The organism is Paenibacillus sp. FSL R5-0923 (genome assembly GCF_038009145.1).
In the GTDB taxonomy this organism is placed as follows: domain Bacteria; phylum Bacillota; class Bacilli; order Paenibacillales; family Paenibacillaceae; genus Paenibacillus_AQ.
In genome coordinates this window covers 3,444,042-3,463,190 of record NZ_JBBPAT010000001.1, presented here as the reverse complement: position 1 = coordinate 3,463,190, position 19,149 = coordinate 3,444,042, and the positions used below count along the sequence as shown (strand labels likewise).

The 19,149-nt window shown below is 42.1% G+C and carries 15 protein-coding genes, 1 pseudogene and 1 other annotated feature; of the genes and pseudogenes, 6 read left to right on the top strand and 10 right to left on the bottom strand.

Going from position 1 to position 19,149, the window contains the following annotated elements:
• The first annotated feature begins 118 nt into the window (after positions 1–118).
• The gene (locus MKX35_RS15470) at positions 119–2,242 is read left to right on the top strand and encodes a DUF5054 domain-containing protein (protein WP_076286270.1); all 2,124 of its coding nucleotides are present in this window, start codon (positions 119–121) and stop codon (positions 2,240–2,242) included.
• A gap of 28 nt (positions 2,243–2,270) precedes the next feature.
• The gene (locus MKX35_RS15465; protein ID WP_076300564.1) at positions 2,271–4,718 is read left to right on the top strand and encodes a glycoside hydrolase family 38 N-terminal domain-containing protein; all 2,448 of its coding nucleotides are present in this window, start codon (positions 2,271–2,273) and stop codon (positions 4,716–4,718) included.
• Between the two features lie 257 nt (positions 4,719–4,975).
• On the opposite strand, the gene MKX35_RS15460 is transcribed toward MKX35_RS15465, so the two are convergent.
• Together MKX35_RS15460 and metG are read right to left on the bottom strand one after the other, a co-directional pair.
• Entirely contained in the window at positions 4,976–5,122 is a 147-nt protein-coding gene (locus MKX35_RS15460; protein WP_179085846.1) for a hypothetical protein, read from the bottom strand.
• A gap of 70 nt (positions 5,123–5,192) precedes the next feature.
• The gene (gene metG, locus MKX35_RS15455) at positions 5,193–6,839 is read right to left on the bottom strand and encodes a methionine--tRNA ligase (protein ID WP_076300563.1); all 1,647 of its coding nucleotides are present in this window, start codon (positions 6,837–6,839) and stop codon (positions 5,193–5,195) included.
• A 43-nt stretch (positions 6,840–6,882) separates the two neighbouring features.
• Positions 6,883–7,144 (bottom strand) — a binding site (T-box leader).
• Between the two features lie 128 nt (positions 7,145–7,272).
• Here metG and MKX35_RS15450 point away from each other — a divergent pair.
• Positions 7,273–7,749 (top strand): DUF4362 domain-containing protein, encoded by a 477-nt coding sequence (locus MKX35_RS15450; protein WP_076286273.1) that lies wholly within the window; start codon positions 7,273–7,275, stop codon positions 7,747–7,749.
• Positions 7,750–7,774: 25 nt separating this feature from the next.
• Here MKX35_RS15450 and htpG read toward each other — a convergent pair whose 3' ends face one another.
• The gene (htpG, locus tag MKX35_RS15445; protein WP_076300562.1) at positions 7,775–9,655 is read right to left on the bottom strand and encodes a molecular chaperone HtpG; all 1,881 of its coding nucleotides are present in this window, start codon (positions 9,653–9,655) and stop codon (positions 7,775–7,777) included.
• A gap of 283 nt (positions 9,656–9,938) precedes the next feature.
• On the opposite strand from htpG, the gene MKX35_RS15440 reads away from it, so the two are divergent.
• The gene (locus MKX35_RS15440) at positions 9,939–10,349 is read left to right on the top strand and encodes a VOC family protein (RefSeq protein ID WP_076300561.1); all 411 of its coding nucleotides are present in this window, start codon (positions 9,939–9,941) and stop codon (positions 10,347–10,349) included.
• Here the strand turns inward: MKX35_RS15440 and MKX35_RS15435 are convergent.
• Positions 10,332–11,207: a LysR family transcriptional regulator gene (locus MKX35_RS15435; protein WP_042189369.1), complete on the bottom strand. Its 876-nt coding sequence runs from the start codon at positions 11,205–11,207 to the stop codon at positions 10,332–10,334. The two genes, MKX35_RS15440 and MKX35_RS15435, sit on opposite strands and share 18 nt — an antisense overlap.
• A 121-nt stretch (positions 11,208–11,328) precedes the next feature.
• Here MKX35_RS15435 and dapA point away from each other — a divergent pair, with 121 nt between their 5' ends.
• Positions 11,329–12,225, top strand: a complete 897-nt coding sequence (gene dapA, locus MKX35_RS15430; protein ID WP_076300560.1) for a 4-hydroxy-tetrahydrodipicolinate synthase — start codon at positions 11,329–11,331, stop codon at positions 12,223–12,225.
• 89 nt (positions 12,226–12,314) lie between these two features.
• Here the strand turns inward: dapA and MKX35_RS15425 are convergent, their stop codons facing one another.
• From MKX35_RS15425 to MKX35_RS15405, 5 genes are all read right to left on the bottom strand, one after another.
• Positions 12,315–12,674, bottom strand: coding sequence for a hypothetical protein (locus tag MKX35_RS15425; protein WP_076300559.1), 360 nt, complete (start codon positions 12,672–12,674; stop codon positions 12,315–12,317).
• Between the two features lie 204 nt (positions 12,675–12,878).
• Complete coding sequence (locus tag MKX35_RS15420) at positions 12,879–13,799, bottom strand: IS3 family transposase (protein ID WP_143759616.1); 921 nt, start codon at positions 13,797–13,799, stop codon at positions 12,879–12,881.
• The gene (locus MKX35_RS15415; RefSeq protein WP_076301172.1) at positions 13,757–14,434 is read right to left on the bottom strand and encodes a helix-turn-helix domain-containing protein; all 678 of its coding nucleotides are present in this window, start codon (positions 14,432–14,434) and stop codon (positions 13,757–13,759) included. Before MKX35_RS15415 ends, MKX35_RS15420 begins: the two co-directional genes overlap by 43 nt.
• A gap of 122 nt (positions 14,435–14,556) precedes the next feature.
• The gene (locus MKX35_RS15410; RefSeq protein WP_076301160.1) at positions 14,557–15,027 is read right to left on the bottom strand and encodes a peptide-methionine (S)-S-oxide reductase; all 471 of its coding nucleotides are present in this window, start codon (positions 15,025–15,027) and stop codon (positions 14,557–14,559) included.
• Between the two features lie 269 nt (positions 15,028–15,296).
• Positions 15,297–15,752, bottom strand: a complete 456-nt coding sequence (locus tag MKX35_RS15405; RefSeq protein ID WP_076301161.1) for a VOC family protein — start codon at positions 15,750–15,752, stop codon at positions 15,297–15,299.
• A 458-nt stretch (positions 15,753–16,210) separates the two neighbouring features.
• Between MKX35_RS15405 and MKX35_RS15400 the strand changes: the two genes are divergently transcribed.
• On the top strand, positions 16,211–18,472 hold the full coding sequence (locus tag MKX35_RS15400) for a PQQ-dependent sugar dehydrogenase (protein ID WP_076301163.1): 2,262 nt from the start codon (positions 16,211–16,213) through the stop codon (positions 18,470–18,472).
• Between the two features lie 125 nt (positions 18,473–18,597).
• Here MKX35_RS15400 and MKX35_RS15395 read toward each other — a convergent pair.
• Positions 18,598–18,998: pseudogene (locus MKX35_RS15395) on the bottom strand (NUDIX hydrolase).
• Positions 18,999–19,149 lie beyond the last annotated feature (151 nt).

Here is a 19,149-nt window from a genome sequence, read left to right as displayed (position 1 = left end):
ACTCCGAATCGTATTTTTGCTCATTTATGTTTCTGATCCTATTAGATACAAATTGAAAAGTCAAATGATATAAATTGTTTTAAACTGAAAGCGTAAACACGAATAAGGAGTGATAAACGTGCCACACAGCACACCACAGATCCATGTTGTATTCAAGACACATTTAGATATCGGATATACCGATCTCGCTAAACATGTTACTGATCGTTATATGAAACTATTTTTCCCAAGTGCGATCACAACAGCACAGTACTTTGATGAACATCCTGATCAAGGTTCTTTTATTTGGACAACGGGTTCTTGGTTAATTCATCACTTACTCAAACATGGAACAACCGAGGAGAAACAGCAAGTAGAGGAAGCTATTGCAAAAGGCTATTTAAGATGGCATGGCCTCCCTTTCACGACCTATACCGAATTATACGATGCCGAGCTTCTAGATTACGGTATTCAAATGGCCACACGTCTTGACCAACGCTTTGGTATCCACACCATTGCAGCCAAAATGACGGATGTCCCTGGTCATACACGTGCGCTGATTACACATATGGCCAAGGCGGGTATGAAGTATCTTCATTTAGGTGTAAACCCATCAAGCCATGTTCCTCATGTTCCTGAGATGTTTTTGTGGAGAAATCCAGATGGTTCTGAAATCGTCGTTCAATATAGTAAAGATTATGGAACAACCTTCGAAACAGAAGGCTTGAATGATGTTTTATACTTTGCTCATACGCATGATAATCATGGTCCTTCCACCGTTGAACAAATTAAAGCGGAATTCACTCAACTTCGTGAGGCCTATCCACATGCGGATATCAGAGCATCCACGTTGGATCAATATGCGGAGAAGGTATGGGCCATTCGTGATACGTTACCGATCGTCGAAGAAGAGATTGGGGATAGCTGGATCCATGGATCTTCGACTGATCCCTACAAATTAGCTTGTTATCGTGAACTACTTCGCTTAAAGAGTAAATGGCTACTAGAAGGATCTCTTGCTGCAGCCGACGAGGAATATCACAACTTCTGCGATGAATTAATTATGATTCCTGAGCATACGTGGGGTGTAGATATTAAGCGTTATCTGGCAGATTACATTCATTATGATAAGGAAGATTTTCAGCAAGCACGAGCTCGAGACAAGGTTGATGTGAACTTAAACCCACTTGAATATCGTTTTTACGAAAAAAATTCACGCGCTGAAATGATCGAGATGTTCGGCGTGGAAGCCGTGGAGAAGCTTAGTGCCCGCTCATTTAGTCTCATGGAGCAGTCTTGGCAAGAGCAAAGGGAATATTTAGAAAATGCCGTATCTACTCTGGGCGTAAAACGTCAGATCGAAGCACGAGCTGCTCTAGCCGCATTACGACCGGTTCGTCCACAGATTGCTAATGCGGATGCGACAATCCTGTACACGGATCAATCCTATACTTTAGGAGACTTTGAGGTCGTGTTTGAGGATAACGGTTCTATTATCAGTTTGCTAGACCAACGTAATCGAGAGTGGGCTGGGCCGAACAACCCGATCGGATTATTCTCATATGAGACTTTCTCCCAAGCGGATTATGATCGTTGGTACCGTGAATATCACGTGCGATGGAAAAATACGCATGTATGGGCAACCGGAGATTTCGGGAAACCAGGTATGGATCTGACGAAAGAATGGATAATGCATACCGTGACGAAACCCAAACTATTATCCTTGCAAGCATTATGTGGAGAAGAACAGGATGTTGTCCTTGCTACGTTAAAGATGCCTAGAGCAGCTAGTGAAGGAATGGGTGCTCCACGAGAGTTGACCATCGAATATATATTTAAGAAGCACACTGCTACCGTAGAATGTAAGCTTCAATGGTTCCATAAGGATGCATATCGCCTCCCAGAAGCAGCATGGATGAGCTTCAATCCGATCGTCAATAATCCAAATCAATGGAAGCTTGATAAAATCGGACAACTCACTTCCCCACTAGACGTTGTTAAAGGGGGAAATCGCAATCTGCATGCGGTAGATCAGGGCATGTATTATGCGGCAGCGGACGGTCAAGTGGATATCACGACATTAGATGCCGCGCTCGTATCTCCTGGAGAACCACGGCTTGTGCAATTTGATCATACATTTGCTTCACTTACTGGAGGAATGCATGTCAATTTACACAACAATGTCTGGGGTACAAATTTCCAGGCTTGGTACGAAGAAGATGCGTTATTCCGCTTCAAGCTGAAATTCCAATCTCATCTTTAATCATAAAATACCTGAGAGGAGCTTTACAATGAACACCCACAAACCATGGAAAATTTACGTCATTCAACATTCCCATACGGATGTTGGCTATACAGAACGTCAAGAGAAAATCCGGCAGTATCATGTCAATTACATTCGGCAAGCGTTACAAATTGTACGTGACATCGAAAGCGGTGCTCGCCTAGATTGGAAGGGCTACAAATGGGTATGCGAAACGTTCTGGCCTGTTGAATCCTTCCTCTTAAAAGCGACACCAACAGAAAAAGAAGAATTCGCGCAAGCGGTACAAAAAGGCTATATCGGTCTATCTGGAACCTATCTCAATTTCGGCGAGCAATTAAATCAAGAGATGCTCTCCGTCATGATTCAACGGATTACTGACTATGGTCAATCGATTCAATTCCCCGTACGTTCTGCTATGACTGCAGACATCACTGGCTTTGGTTGGGGATATAGTCAAGTCTTGGCCGATGCTGGTATCGAGAATTTAATAACCTGTATTCATACACATCACTCCATGTTTCCATTATGGAAGAAACAAATTCCATTCTGGTGGGAAACACCAAAAGGTGATCGAATTCTAACGTGGAGTGGCGAGCATTATATGTTCGGAAATGACCTCGGCTTGATTCCTGGTATAGGAGGTTCCTATACGATTCGTGATGAGCATGACGTGCGAAAAGGCGTGTCCTTGGAAGTCGCTGAAGCGCGGTTTGATCGATATTTAGAGCAATTAGTTGAAGATGGCTATACCTTCCCGTTAGTACCTGTCATGGTATCTGGGCTCCCTACAGATAATGGCTCACCGAATGCCGCATTAATGGATTTTGTAAACCATTGGAATGCGTTGCATGGTGATCGGATCTTGATTCAACCAGCGACACTGGATGATTTCTTTACAGATTTAAGAGCATATGCGAACGAGCATCCGGATGAGATCGAGACCTTTCGAGGAGATTGGCCGGATTGGTGGACAGATGGCTCAGCTACTACTCCGATGCATGTTCAGATCTTCCGAGAGGCGCAACGCGTGTACACGAAAGTGAAGCAATTAGATCCTACCCGTGAGATTGTTGACCAAGTGCGGCTTGAGGCGATTGAATACGAGTTGGCTTTATTTGCTGAACATACATGGGGATACCATTCCTCTGTGACAGAACCTTGGAACCCATTCGTACAAGAGCTGGGCTGTCGTAAAGAAGCTTATGCCGCAAATGCGAGTTCACTTGCCCATACCGCATTATACGATATCCTTGAGGCACAAGGAGATGCACTATTAGGACCAGATCGTCCTATGAAATTTGAATTGCATAACCCAAGTGAATTTATACAAACCGATTATGCCCAATTAATTATGGAGGGCTGGTACATTACAGAGCTGAAAAATGGCTTTGAAGTGATCGATGAAGTGACTGGAACCGTCTACGAAGCTCAAATGGTGACGGGACACCGCGGGGTCGTCATTACAATTCCAGTAACTTTGCAGCCTAATCAAAAGGTACAATTGACGATTAAGGCAATCGAAGAGCATCCGCCCGTAACAGCATATCGAACCGATTATGTTGGATCCGATCGCATGCTGGATATTATTCCTCCGGTTCCACCGAAGCTACATGTGACGCCTAAATTTATCGAGTCACCTTTCGTTCGAATCGAATGGGAACTCGGGGCAGGGATTACGAAGTGGTTTGACAAGAGCAGTCAACAAGATTTACTGCGGTCTGATCGTAATCACAATGCATTCTCCCCTGTCTACAACGTAACAGAAGCACCTAATGAATTTGGCATGTATGATGTACGCCGTAAGATGGGACGTAATCGTAGAGGCGCTGATGCAATAACCTCTGTCGGAGCATTAGTTGATGTCAATATCGTTGAAAAGGGTGCCCTTTATGGAAAAGTTCAATTGACATATCGCGTGAATGGTTGCAGTCACTATTCCTTACTCGTCACCGTATACGGTGATCGCGCACGTGCTGATGTAGCCGTACGCATGCATAAGGAAAGTGTATGGGATCCAGAAAATGTGTACATTTCACTTCCGTTTGGGAGTGCTCCCGCTGCTGGGCAAGATGCGCTGTGGATAGAAAAGACAGGCGCAGCCTTACGTCCACGAATTGATCAATTGCCTGGATCCTTAGCAGATTTCTATTGTGTCGATGAAGGTGTAGCTTTTGTCCGTGACACACGTGGTGTTGCCATTGCGATGCCAGATACACCTCTCATCCAACTCGGCTCCTTAGACTATGAGGATCGACTATTGAGCGGACACCCTGGACTCGCGCATGATCCAGCCCATCTCTATTCATGGCCCATGAATAATTATTGGGAAACGAACTTTAAGGCGACACTAGGTGGATTCTATGAATTCCGTTACTACATCGCTTGGGGGGATGAGCTCAATACGTCAGAAGTAGCATTAGAGGCTTGTAAGAGTATGAACGCGGGTATCCTTGCATGGAGAACAAGTAAGTAAGAGAATAATCATATTATCAGTTAGACGAATCACAAAGTCTTCCTCGAGAAGTACGGATTGAATAAGATTTGGAAGCATTTTAGACCTTCACATGAGGTCGCCTCTTTCTGTTACAGAGTCATTTGATGGTACAAATGATTCCACAAAAAAAGGCGTCCTTTTTGCTATGCTGTGATGTAATTTATTGGTTAATCAGCAGGGATGTTTTTATATAAATGTTCATTCTTTAGTAACCTCTGTAGAAAATAATAAATCTATTAAATCTCTTGCGTATACCCAACGTTAACTCTTAGTCCACCTGAGAAGTCAGGATAGAGAGAATCAGCCCATTCATAGACTTCTCGGGTAGAGTCCAATATTTTATTTGCTTCCTTGTAATGCTCATTAATCCATTCGATATCCATTCGGAAACCTCCTCTTTTTGGAGTTCGTGAAAGGGTTAAGGATCCTGCCCGGAGCTTGTCTTAACCATTCCTATTTATTGACTTTTTGTTGTTCTAATCTTTGCTCTTCTTCTTTAATTTGACTTATATCAATTCGTTCAAACAACAATTGCAAATCAGTTACCTGTTGATAAGGGGGAACCGAGCTGGGCTTCCAATTCGGTAGTTCAAGCGATAGGAATCCCCTGATCTTCTCACAAGAAAACGGTAGAAACGGATGCAGCAAATTCGCCAAATTAGCTATAATCTGCACGCATGTATATATTGTAAAACCACAGGACTCCTGATCTTCTTTTACCTGAATCCAAGGTTTTTGCCGATCAAAATACTGATTTGCCTTACGTACATAAAAGAAAATATACTCGAGCGCATCCTTCAAATCTCCCGCTTCAATTAGGCGTCCTGACTCCAGATACAAGAGGTCAATGTTGTCGCTCCACCCCTTATCTAACTTTCCACTTGGCACGATCCCTTCATAAAACTTCTCTACAAAAGCCAATGAGCGATTCACAAAGTTACCAAATGCTCCAAGCAGCTCACCATTATGACTATAAATAAACTCTCTCCAGGAAAAATCCGTATCCCGCTTCTCAGGCCCGTTGGCAATTAAGAAATAACGAATAGAGTCAGGATGATACCGCTCTAGAATATCAGGTACCCAGACTGCCCAATTACGGCTAGTGGAGAACTTCTGCCCTTCAAGGGTTAAATATTCGCTGGATATAATCCGATCCGGTAAATGTAGTTCTCTTGCTCCTAATAAGACGGCTGGCCATATCAGGGTGTGAAAAGGAATATTATCTTTACCATGGACATAATAAGCGGTGATGTCCTCTTGTTCCTCTGACCAAAAATCCTCCCAGCTCCGCCCAGACTGTGCGGCCCACTGCTTACTGGCTGATAAATAACCACTTACCGCCTCAATCCAAACATAAATCTTCTTGTCTTCAAATCCAGCTATAGGAACATCTACACCCCAAGATAAGTCTCTTGTTACCGCGCGGTCCTGCAGTTCTTCTTTTAAATAACGTTTGGTCAGTTTTATAGCGTTTTCTCTCCAAAATTGTGCTTCCTCTACATATTCCGTTAATTCAGATTGAAATTTAGATAAGCTAAGATAAAAATGTTCTGTCGGTCGTTCTGACGGTGTATTCCCACATAATTTACAGACTCTGTCCAATAAATCGGCAGGGTCTAGAATCGTAGAACAATAATCGCATTGATCTCCACGCGCCCGCTGGCCACATACTGGACAAGTCCCTTCCACGTATCTGTCTGGCAAAAAGCGCTGATCCACCTCACAGTAACATTGCGCAATGGTTTTTTTATATAAATGACCATTCTCTAGTAGCTTCGCAAACAAATCTTGCACAACCTTATGATGCTGCTGTTGATCCGTTCGAGTATAAAGATCATAACTAAATCCCAGCTGTTCAAAACACTGCAGAAACTCTTCGTGGTATCGACTGGCAAAAGCTTCGGGTGTGATCCCTTCATTAGCAGCTTGAACCGCTACAGGTGTGCCATGACAATCGCTGCCTGACACATATAAAACGTTATCCCCCTTGCTGCGAAAATAGCGTGCCAGCACATCCCCAGGCAACACACTTGATAATCTTCCAAGATGTAAAGATCCATTCGCATACGGCCAAGCACCACCTATAAACACATTACTCATTAACCTTCTCCTCCTTTTTTAGACAACAAAAAAACTCCCATCCACAAAGGACGAGAGTTCTACTCACGTGTTACCACCTAATTTTATAAATGCCTCATGACATTTACCTCTTCAGGTACGACGTTAATAAACGTTTATACCCTAGCACTGTAACGGATGCAGGTTCCGGCGCAGCCTACAACCCAAAAGGTTTCGATGCGCAGCTCTGAGACCATATTCCCAAGGTTTTTCTTTACTCCTTTTCAGCGACCGGAGCTCTCTGTAGAAAGAATTGCCGTGGTACTCTTTCTCTTCTTTGCCTTTAAATATTCAAGTTACTGGAAATGATACTTAATTTTCTGTTTATTGTCAATGTGAAACATCAAGCTCACTGTAACTTTTTCAATTAATTTTCGTCTTTTATATAAATAAGTTACAAGGAGGAAGTCCTTCAATGAAAAAAGTAAACTTGCTTATACTCTCTGTTCTTTTACTAGCAGGGGTATGGGGTTGTTCCGATAATAAGGTTAATTCTGTTCCCAAAAGTGAACCCTATACTTCCGAAAAAGCCATCAGTAGAGGGGATATTGTTTCTTTTGAAAAAGTGTACAACCTCGATAAATTTGAGCAATTTATAACTAATCTCTCCAGCAAAAAAGCAGACAATATACGAGTTACAAGTTACACAGATGAGGGCGATCCCATATTTAAGGATTTGAAGTTTGATGGCAATGTAATTAGTTATAGCTACGATACCTCTAATGATGCATTCGGTGGAAGCAACACAGGAGTCAGAACCGATACCTGCTCCGAAGTGACGAGTAAAAAAAACACACAAGGTGAAATAATCTATTCGATCAGCGGTTGCACAAATAATGACTCTGAAATCGATTACTACCTTTTCCGCACAAAAAAAGCCACCCAATCGTAATACGATAGGATGGCTTTTCTAATATCTATTTCATGATTTTGCAAATATCATTAGTGAATTGAACAGGATCACTAACCTGTAGACCTTCGATCAACAGTGCTTGGTTGTACAGCAGGTTCGTGTATAAACCGAGCTTCTCTTTATCGTTCTCAGCTGCTGCTTTCAAAGACTGGAAGACTTCGTGATGGATGTTGATTTCGAGTACCTTATCCGCTTGAACCTCTTGCCCATTCGGCATCGATTTCAGGATTTTTTCCATCTCGATTGTCAGTTCACCTTCAGCAGAGAGGCATACCGGATGAGTCTTCAAACGTTTGGAAGCTTTAACATTCTTCACTTTGCCGGACAAGATGTCCTTCATCGCTTCAAAAAGCTCCTTGTTTTCGTTCTCTTCCGCTTCCGTTGGCTTGTCCGCTTCGTCTGCTTCGATACCCAGATCACCACTGGATACGGATTTAAATTCTTTTTCTTTATAAGACATGATCATCTTGATCGCAAATTCATCAATATCATCAGTGAAGTAGAGAATTTCATACCCTTTATCCGATACAAGCTCGGTTTGTGGGAGCTTTTCGATTCTGTCGATCGACTCTCCGGATGCATAGTAGATGTACTTCTGATCTTCTGGCATTCTTGATACATATTCGTCCAGTGTTACCAGCTTCTTCTCCTTGGAGGAGTAGAACATCAGCAAATCTTGAAGTGTATCTTTGTGCATTCCATAATCGTTATACACACCAAACTTAAGCTGTCTGCCAAAAGCGTTATAGAACTGCTCGTATTTCTCTCTTTCATCCTTCAGCAAGCTTTGCAGTTGACTCTTCACTTTATTCTTAATGTTCTTAGCGATCAGAGTCAGCTGACGGTCATGCTGGAGCATTTCTCTGGAGATGTTTAGCGAAAGATCCTCTGAATCTACCATACCTTTTACAAAGCTAAAATAGTCAGGCAGCAGATCCGCACATTTGTTCATGATCAATACACCATTGGAATAGAGCTCAAGACCTTTTTCATATTCCTTTGTGTAATAATCAAATGGTGTATTTTCTGGGATAAACAAGATCGCATTATACACTACAGCACCATCTGCACTGATATGAATATGTTTAAGCGGCTTATCGAAGCCGTAACGTTTCTCTGCATAGAAGTTATCGTAATCTTCTGTAGTCAGCTCGTTTTTGTTCTTCCGCCAGATTGGCACCATACTGTTCACGGTTTGTTCTTGAACAACTTCCTCGAACTCGTTCTCTGTGCCTTCTTTTGCCTTCTGCTCCTTCACGTCCATTTTAATTGGGAAACGAATGAAGTCAGAATATTTTTTAATGATGGATTTCAGGCGATACTCTTCCAAATATTCATCGTATTGATCTTCTTCGGTATTCTCTTTAATCTTCAAAATCACTTCAGTACCTACAGAATCCTTCTCGACAGGCTCGATAGTATAGCCATCAGCGCCCTTAGACTCCCATTTAAAGGCCTCGTCGCTACCAAGCGCCTTACTGATCACAATTACGTCATCTGCTACCATAAACGCAGCATAGAAGCCAACACCGAACTGTCCGATGATATTGTGACCATCTTTGGCTTCGTTCTCTTTCTTAAATGCAAGAGATCCGCTCTTCGCGATTGTTCCTAAGTTATTCTCTAGCTCTTCTTGCGTCATCCCGATACCTGTATCGGAGATCGTCAAAGTTCTGTTCGCCTTATCGGCAGTCACTTTAATATAATAATCTTCTTTATTGAAGACCAGGCTTTCATCAGCTAATGCTTTGTAATAGATCTTATCAATTGCATCACTTGCATTGGAAATCAACTCGCGAAGAAAAATTTCCCGTTGTGTATAAATGGAGTTAATCATCATTTCCAGCAATCTTTTCGATTCGGCTTTAAACTCTTTTTTGGCCATGAATAAGTAAATCTCCTTTCAAAATAACATCTTGTCCAACATTTCGTGATTAGCACTCTTGTTAGATGAGTGCTAATTCTTCTTTTTATATAACATAAACTGATTTTGAATGTCAATATTTACAGCGACTTTCTTTAAAGAATGCTATCTTTTGCATACAAATTTAAGATTTTATTGATCATTAATGACCCACTTGCGCGTAGGCTGATTCTATGTTTTAAATAGACTAGATGCATAAATTCCAAATAAAGGGTTATCATTATCAGACCTAGGAGGAATTCGAATGAATAAACACGCGCAGTCCATTGTAAATTCTTCAGCAACAAGTCCCATTAAGAATTTGATTGGCAGTGTATTTATCCCCGTACACGATATTGAAAAAGCCCGTAGCTGGTATTGCCAAGTCCTAGGACTCCAGGAAGCAGATCATCCGATTATGAACGGTCATTTATGCCCGTTAACTATGCAAGGAAGCACTGGGATCATTCTGGACACCATGCCCATGTGGGGAGGTTTAGAGCCTGAAGGGGCTCCTCCAATTACAACACCTGCTCTTATGCTTATAACCGATGATTTGCAAGCCTCTTTCAACTATATGAAGGAGCTCGGTGTAGAGATAGTAACCGAAATTCAAGATCAACAATGGTTTGTGGTGAAAGACCCTGATGGGAATAAACTAATGATTTGCAAGTAACATTTGCGTTAGAAATTGCAATGGCTGAGACTTCCACTTCTTAGGATGCATCAAAAGCTGCAGATCAAAATGAATTTCTTGATGTGCGAATGGCAGCTCAGCCAAGTTCCCCCGCTCAATTTCTTCCTCTGCAACAATTTTAGGTAATAATGCAATCCCTAAACCATTCATAACACATCGTTTGATCGCTTCTAGATTCGAAAGCTCAAAACCTATGCGGAATATAATCCCGTGCTCTTTTAACAAATTCTCGAACAGACTCCGGTAAATACAGCTCTCTTCAGAAACAATTAATTCGCAGTTATTTAGATCCTGTAGCGTTACTGTATCCATCTGGGCAAGGGGATGGTTAATGGGGGCTATCAACACGAGTGGTTCATCTCTAATGATCGTACGATCAAGTAAAGAATCCGTAGTGGTACGATCGAGCATCAAACCAATGTCTACTTCCCCATCTTTTATTTTGGCCAAGAGGTTAGCTTCCTGCATCGTTTGTAGATGGATATCAAGTTTCGGAAATTTCGTCCTCAACTGCTGTAAGTAGGGTGGTAAGTAGAAAGCAGCTAATGAATCAATTGTACCAATCGTTAGCGTACCTCCAATTTGCTGGGCGATGGTTTCTTTAGAACGATCATACAGATCCAAAATCTCCACGAATAGCTTCAACAACTCTTCTCCAGGCGGGGTAAGACGCAGCTGTCGACCATGCCTTTCTATCAATGGCACTCCGTATTCCTTCTCTATTTTCTGTATTTGCATCGTAACGCTCGACTGCGCGTAACCCAGCTCTTCAGCAGCCCGTGTAAAGCTCTGACGTTTAGCTACCTCGCGGAATGTTCGTAAATAGGTTAAATCCATAACCTCACCCTAACATCAATATTTTTGATGATACACATCATTTATTATAGCTAACGACGATGCAACATTCCATGGTAAAGTGTATGTAGAGGAATTAAAATATTTTGGAGGCCGATAATTTATGCTTACAGAACAACAGATTTATGGAATTTATGTCCCCGTGGTCACCCCGTTCAATGCTGCTGGTGAAGTCGATCTGGATTCGTATCAGCGTTATGTAAAGAACATTATTAACAACAGCATACAAGGTCTGGTTGTTAATGGAACCACCGGTGAATCGCCAACTGTAACCGTAAATGAAATGCAGCTTCTAGTAAACACTTCTCGTGAGCTTTTACAATCTACATCTATCCCCTTAGTAGTCGGTACAGGAACCAATGACACAGCTTCTACGGTAGCACGCACAGAGATCGCAGCTAACCTTGGTGCAGATTGCGCACTAGTAGTCGTCCCTTATTATAGTCGTCCATCGCAAGAGGGCATCATTGCCCATTTCCGCAAAGCAGCAGAAGTAGGTATTCCAATCATGGCTTATGACATTCCAAGTCGTACTGGTACTGCTATGACCCTAGACACTGCACGCACAATCCTAGAAATGAATAATGTTGTCGGATTAAAAGACTGCTCAGGTAGCACCAAAATGGTTACTGAGCTAGTTCGTACAGGTAGCAAACCTGTGCTTGGCGGCGACGATTCACTCTTTTATGAAATGCTTAGCGCTGGAGCAGCTGGTGGCATGCTTGCTACTGCGAACGTTTATCCAGCAGAATGTATCCGTATATACGAAGCCTTCAAATCGGGTCAATTCGACTTGGCAAAAGAAAACTTTGAACAACTACTGCCGATCATCCGTCTCTTGTTCAAGGAATCGAACCCCGCTCCAATCAAATGGATGCTTAGCCAGAATGGCCTAATCAATTCGGATACGCTTCGCCTCCCAATGACTTCCATCAGCACAGCGCTTCAGCAAGAGCTTAGTTCTTATGTTCAGGACAATGCAATTGAAGCGACTGCATAAGAGAACAGATAACAGCCGTTATACAGTGAGGAACTGTTTAGCGGCTATTTTTTTGTAAATTTAAATTCTCTGTAACTAATGTTCTGATATTATCTATTCCTTAAATATTCATCAGTAATCATTCTGCAATTATCCCGCGGGTCATATTCATTCTCGATTTCATATTGTATAAATATATCCTCAACCTCAACGCTATCGATCGTGGCCAAGTAACCAAAAACATCTAACCATAAAATTCGCCAATTTGGATCTTTTAGAATCCTCCGAGATAAATTAAATGCTCTAGCAGGTTCAACTAACTGCAGCTTTTTCAGAACTATTTCAAGCCCAAATTCGGATTCATCCCCCCTCTTCATCATAAGTTCACTAATACGCCCTTCAGAAACATCTCCTGCCATATTTCCAAATGCGATGGCTAGATAATCAGGATAGTTTTTCCTGCCGAACATCTCACTTAAATCTTCTTGTTCGGTGAAAATAAAGTATTAGACTGGAGTTGTTGATTTAACGGGGGTTTTGAATTGGAGATTACTCAGTTTTTTAAAAATTAGTTTTAGACTGATTCATTAAAAGAAGCAGCGGCAGAACAAGACTTGATAAATAAAGTCTGAACTGCACCCCGTCAAGTAGACAGTACAAATAATCAAAATCGTTTAAACGGCCTTGGTCCTAAATTCCATCGGACTACGGCCGTTTAATTTTGCTTGTAACCGTTCGTAATTGTAAAAGTGAATGTAGGCCTCAATGTCCCTTTTAAGCTCTTCAAAGGTATGGTACTTGTGCAAATAATACTTCTCACATTTTAAGGTCCCCCAGAAGGATTCCATTGGACCGTTATCGATGCATCGCCCAACTCGGGACATACTCTGAACCATTTTGTTGCCATCCAGAAGCTTCTTAAAGCTCAGTGAAGTGTACTGATAGCCTCTATCGCTATGAAGCAATGGGCTGTTTTCTGGGGCTTCTTGTAAGGCGAGTTTCAACGTTTGGAATACAAGTGGATTGTTATTGGAACGCCCTAATACATAAGAGACGATGGATTTATCATGGAGATCGAGAATAGCGCTTAAATACGCTTTCTGGCCGTTGCCATACTTGAATTCCGTTACATCGGTGAGCCACTTTTCATTCGGCGTATCCGCATGGAAGTTGCGGTTTAGGACGTTCTCCGCGACCTGTTGTGGAGTAGCATTGGCATACTTTTTCCTCTTTCTCCGAATAACGGACTGAATTCCCATGACCTTCATTAGCCGCTTTACGCGCTTGTGGTTAATGGTTTTTTCGGTTTGTCTGCGCATATGCAGAGTTAATTGACGGTACCCAAAAGTGCGCTCCACTTTCTCATAGATGGTCATCATTACATGGATCAACTGCTCATTCTCCTGCTCACGAGGGCTGGGCTTGCGATTTAGCCATTTGTAATAGCTTGAGCGTGCAATTCCTGCAATTTCGCATAGCAGTTGAACGCTTGCTGACACGTCCTTTTGAAGTGCTTGAATGGCAAGGTAGATCGTTTCCTGCCGTGTTTGATTTAGCGTCGCCTTCTTTCTAGTTCCTCTAACTTTTTTAAAAATGCATTTTCCGTCCGAAGTCGCTCAATTTCGTACTCCATTTGCTTCATCTTGAGTTTCTGTTGGTCGGCCGCCGTTAACTCTTCTGGGGCTTTTTTTCTTCCTCGACCATCCTTTAATGCATCCTGGCCGCCACCTTCAAACTTCTTCACCCATTGGTATACTTGCTGATAGGAGACCTGAAACTGTCCAGCTGTCTTTTGGTAATCATATTGATTGCTCAGACAATACTGAACGATTTCGATCCGTTCTTGCCAAGTCGTAGTTCGCCCTTTTGTCATAGCTTTTCTTTCCCCTTTGTAGGCTGTTAAGCTGCTATGACCATTATACTTGTTAATCCAATTGAAGAGCTGCCTCGTACTAGCAATCTTGTATTTATCGATGATCTGATACTGAGACAAGTCCCCCTCAAGATAGTCCTTCACCGCCTGGATCTTCAGTTCAGCACTGTACCTTTGAAGATGTGTACGGCGCTCCAACCCTTTATATCCATGTGTCTTATATCGACGTTGCCATTTCATTAAAGTCGTCTTGTTAATCCCATATTTCGTCGCAGCTGCTAAAAAACCAATCTCCCCATTCGATACCTCTTCGAGGATGGTGAGTTTCTCCAAAGCGTTATATTTCCCTCTAGACATGAATAAGCTCCCCTCACAGTAGCAGGTTTTTTTATTTCGCCTGTCTACCGTATGGGGAGCATATCAGTCTTAGACTGACGCTGTTATTGAACTAACGTTCCCCGTTAGTTTAATATTCTCCCTTACTTATACCTGCTTAATATTTCTTCTGGAATATGACAATAATCATTTGGACATTTAGCTAATCTATCTTGATGTTCTTCTGCACTTCTCACATAGTTTATGAGAGGTAATACTTCAACAACTATAAGGTCATAATCATTTCTCTCACTAAGAAACGCCTTCGCCTCTTTTAAGTGTTCAGGCTTTTCACTATATACTCCTGTTCTGTATTTCTCGCCAACGTCCTGTCCTTGTTTATTCAAACTGTATGGATTAATGATTTCAAATAAATACCCCATTAATTCACTGATCGTTACAACTGTCGGATCAAATCCTGTTTTTACAGATTCGGCGTACCCATCATAATCACCCTCAAGTGTATGACTTGTTCCATTAGCTCTTCCTGCTTCTGTAAACTTAACTCCAGGTAAAGTTTTTATAAAAGCTTGTACTCCCCATAAACATCCACCTGCAAAATATACTACTTCCATATCGACTCTCCTCTTCGTTTAAAAACCAAAAAATTCATTCCAACTAAATAGGAAGAAAAAACTGTAGTTACTAAGTCTACTACACATTAAAATAATGACAAATTTTCTTATTCCACATTATGTACCGATTGTTGAACACAAATTAAACAACACTGTTCAACTAACCTGCCTGTTAGCTTAATAAAAAGAGCAGGATACTGAAGCACCTGCTTATCAATGTGATGGATTATTCAACTATCGTGTCCCGTTAGCTTAATGACAAACTATCGTTACTTAATCTTTCGCATTGCACCTAGAACAATATTGTATCCGTCAGGATCAAGGATATGGGCATTCTTAAATTCCCAATCGCCGTGTGCCCCCGTAAACGGTTCTATTCCGATATTGCCACCATTCACACGCACTTCTTCGACAAATTGGTCTAGTTCCTCCCAACCGATGTGCAGGAAAGTATCCCAGCCGTAGTCAGGACCTATCCATTCTGTAGGATAATTCGGGCGCTTTGCAGAGACGACATTTGGTTTTACATCCTCGCTTGAAACAGCTTGCTGAAGTATGAAGGACACTTCATCGCGTTCCGCATGTCCCCAATCATCCACAGAACATCCGAGGCAATCACGGTAATAGGACTGCGATTTCTGCAGGTCGGAAACTAGACGAACCTGAATCGGTTTTCCCAGTATTATTCTGGACTTTTCTTTCTTTTCGATTACTTCTTCATTCACACAAATCCCTCCACTTTTTTGGTAGAATTATGTAAAATCTTTCGGCATCATTTCGATATATCCTTCACGAGAAGTAAAAACAATTATGTTTACGTTAAACTGCCCGTTAGCGTAACGAAAGGCTGTCTAGCGACAGCCCCTCTCATGTTGAACTATAGTGTCCTGTTAGCGGAATATAATTTTGCCTTCCTTCATGACAAATTTAACCCTTCGAAGATTATCTATATTAACTAAGAGGCTCTTTCCCGCAATTATAAATAAGAAGGGCATCATAGAATTGGACTGCTTGTGTATAAAAATTAAAAATCTTATTTTTTTGAGATTGAATCCTTTTTTATCCATATGTGGTAAAATATAAACCGAAAGTGTAAGCGGTTTAACTTTGAGGGAGGAGGAGTTCATTGTTTGTTAAAGCAATCCCCTATTGTCATTCCAAAAACTAAAAAGGAAGTGTAGCGATGATTACACGAAGCAAAATTATGGCTTTAAGTCTCTGCTTTTGTATGCTACTCGCTTTATTACCTACATCAGGCTTCGCTGAGGCAGAGGTTGAGGAAGAAACTGTGGCAGCTGCTGTACCGAATCCGTGGAAGCAAAAAAATATCGGTTCGCCAGCAATAACGGGCAGCGCTTCTTACGATCCGGCTGCTGACCAATTTTCCGTAAGCGGGGCGGGCACGGACATTTGGGGCAAATCAGATCAGTTTAATTATATGTATCAGCCCTGGACGGGAGACGGCGCCATTATTGCCCTTGTCTCTTCTCAGACCAATTCACACGATTTCGCGAAGGCGGGTATCATGATAAGGGAAACGTTGAATGCTGATTCCAAGCATGTCGATTTGCTATTGACGCCTTCCAACGGGTTCACGTTCCAGTACCGGACTGAAACGGGCGGAACTTCCCAAAGCGTTAAAATTGCTTCGACGAGCCCGGCCTGGGTAAAGCTAGAACGCAAAGGCAACGTCATCAAAGGATATGTATCCAACAACGGTTTGAACTGGGGCGATTTGGGCAACTTGACTCTAAACATGAATGCTTCGTTGTATGTAGGATTGGCTGTCACCAGCCATAATGTATCCAGTTTAAGCACGGCCACCTTTGACAAGGTGAAAGTAAACGCTACAGGAGATGTATTCCCGCCTACCGAACCGACAAACTTGCAAGCAAACAGTGTAACGGATACAACAGCTAAAATATCCTGGAACGCATCGCTGGATGATGTTGGCGTGAAGGACTATGACTTGTACAAAGACAATGTATTGACGCAAGCGAATGTAACGGCTACTACCTACAACTTTACCGGCTTAACGCCGGATACCACATATAATTTCACTGTCAAGGCCAAAGATGCGGCAGGGAATATTTCCAATGCCAGCAGTCCTCTAACACTGAAAACGACAACCCAAATCGATACCCAGGCCCCAACTGCCCCGACAGCACTCATAAGCTCAAGCAAAACATCTTCGTCAGTCAATTTGACCTGGACGGCATCGACAGATAACGTAAGCGTCTATGAGTACGACATTTATAGAAATGGCACATTAGCCGGTAGCACGCCTGCGACATCCTTCAATGTAACAGGACTTACGGCAAATACCACGTACAACTTTACCGTAATAGCAAGAGATTTAGCAGGAAACATATCCGCGGCAAGTAATACGTTGTCAGTCAAAACCAACCCTGCCTCTTCAGATCCTTATACACCAGAGGTTGTCGCAAACAACCTGGAAACACCATGGGCTATAGATTTTGCACCGGATGGACGGATCTTCTTCACGGAACGCAACAGCGGAAGAGTTCGTGTCGTTGTGAACGGAAATTTGAAATCAACGCCAGTCATTACTCTGGGCTCGCCTTTTTATTACATGCCCAAGAGCGAAGGCGGCTTATTGGGACTAGCGCTCGATCCTAATTTTTCCACCAATCATTACATCTATATCTATCATTCCTACAAAACCTCAGACAATAAAGTAGCCAATAGGGTCGTTCGCCTTAAAGAAAATAACAACATCGCTACAGTAGACAAGGTTCTTATCACTAATCTTCCTGGTGCGGTCTATCACAATGGCGGCCGTTTAAAAATAGGCCCAGACAACAAATTGTATTTCGGTGACGGCAACTACGGAAACAAAGACGATACGCTGACTTATCTCGGAGGAAAAATGTTCCGTCTGAATTTGGACGGCACCATTCCAAGCGACAATCCGTTTGGTGACTCTCCGATTTATAGCCGGGGACACCGCAATCCTCAAGGATTAGCATGGCAGCCTGGAACGAACCGTCTTTTTGTATCAGAGCATGGTGAATCCTCTAAGGACGAAATTAATTTCATTCAACCCGGTAACAATTACGGTTGGCCTAAATATGAGGGCGGGAATCAGAATCAACCAGGCATTACGCCTCCGCTTATTTATGCCAATGGCACAACCTGGGCACCCTCTGGCATAGCTTTTGTAACCCAAGGGCCGTGGGCAGGAAATCTTCTTGTTACCAATTTAAAAGGTAAACAGATCATTCGCATGGTAATTGGAGAACAAAACGGCAAGCCGACGATTAAAAGTAGTGAGCTTAATTATTTGTTTTTGAATAAATATGGCCGCATCCGCGACATTGTCGAAGCGCCAGACGGTTCGCTTTATTTCGTCACCAGTAATAATGGCGATAAAAACGGTGACGGCACTCCGGATAAACTTGTTCGAATGGCACCTAATTTCTAGCAAATATGAATAGATGAAAAAAGCTATGCAGCCAGCGCGTGCCGATACTCAATCGGCGCGCTCTGTTTGTGTTTAGCCTGTCGTTCTTCCTCACTTCTGTTAATCAAAGTTGAAGAAGAACGAGGTTAAACTTGAAATGTATAAGGTGACGAGGATGTAAGTAAACCTTCTACTCCATCTGAATGATATGGCATTAATTCATTAGCTCTTTGTATGTCTATCCATTTTATTTCTGAAATTTCATCTTTATCTTGAATTGAAATTTCTCCATCTATGCTTTAAAGGTTATGAATAAAACGTGATGCCCCTTTTCCTAAAAAAATCGCTTCATTAGCAGCTACAATTTTCTAACTTCAATTGTTAAACCTGTTTCTTCTTTAGTCTCACGAATAACTGCCTGTTCTAAAGTTTCCCCTTGTTCAACTGCGCCACCAGGAAGTGACCAACTCCCCCCCTAGTTATTAACCATCAGGATTTTTTCATCTTCCTTATAAATAAAAGCATAAGCTACATCTACTCTGAGCATTTCTTACTATCACTTCTAAGTTTTAAGGTTCAATTAATTAAATCATAACAGAATTTTATTCAACTAAACTGCCCGTTAGCTTAATGAAGCGTCCGCTAGTCTAATACTTTTTTTCTCAGTCTACAACTTTATTTTCTCAGGACATCAATAT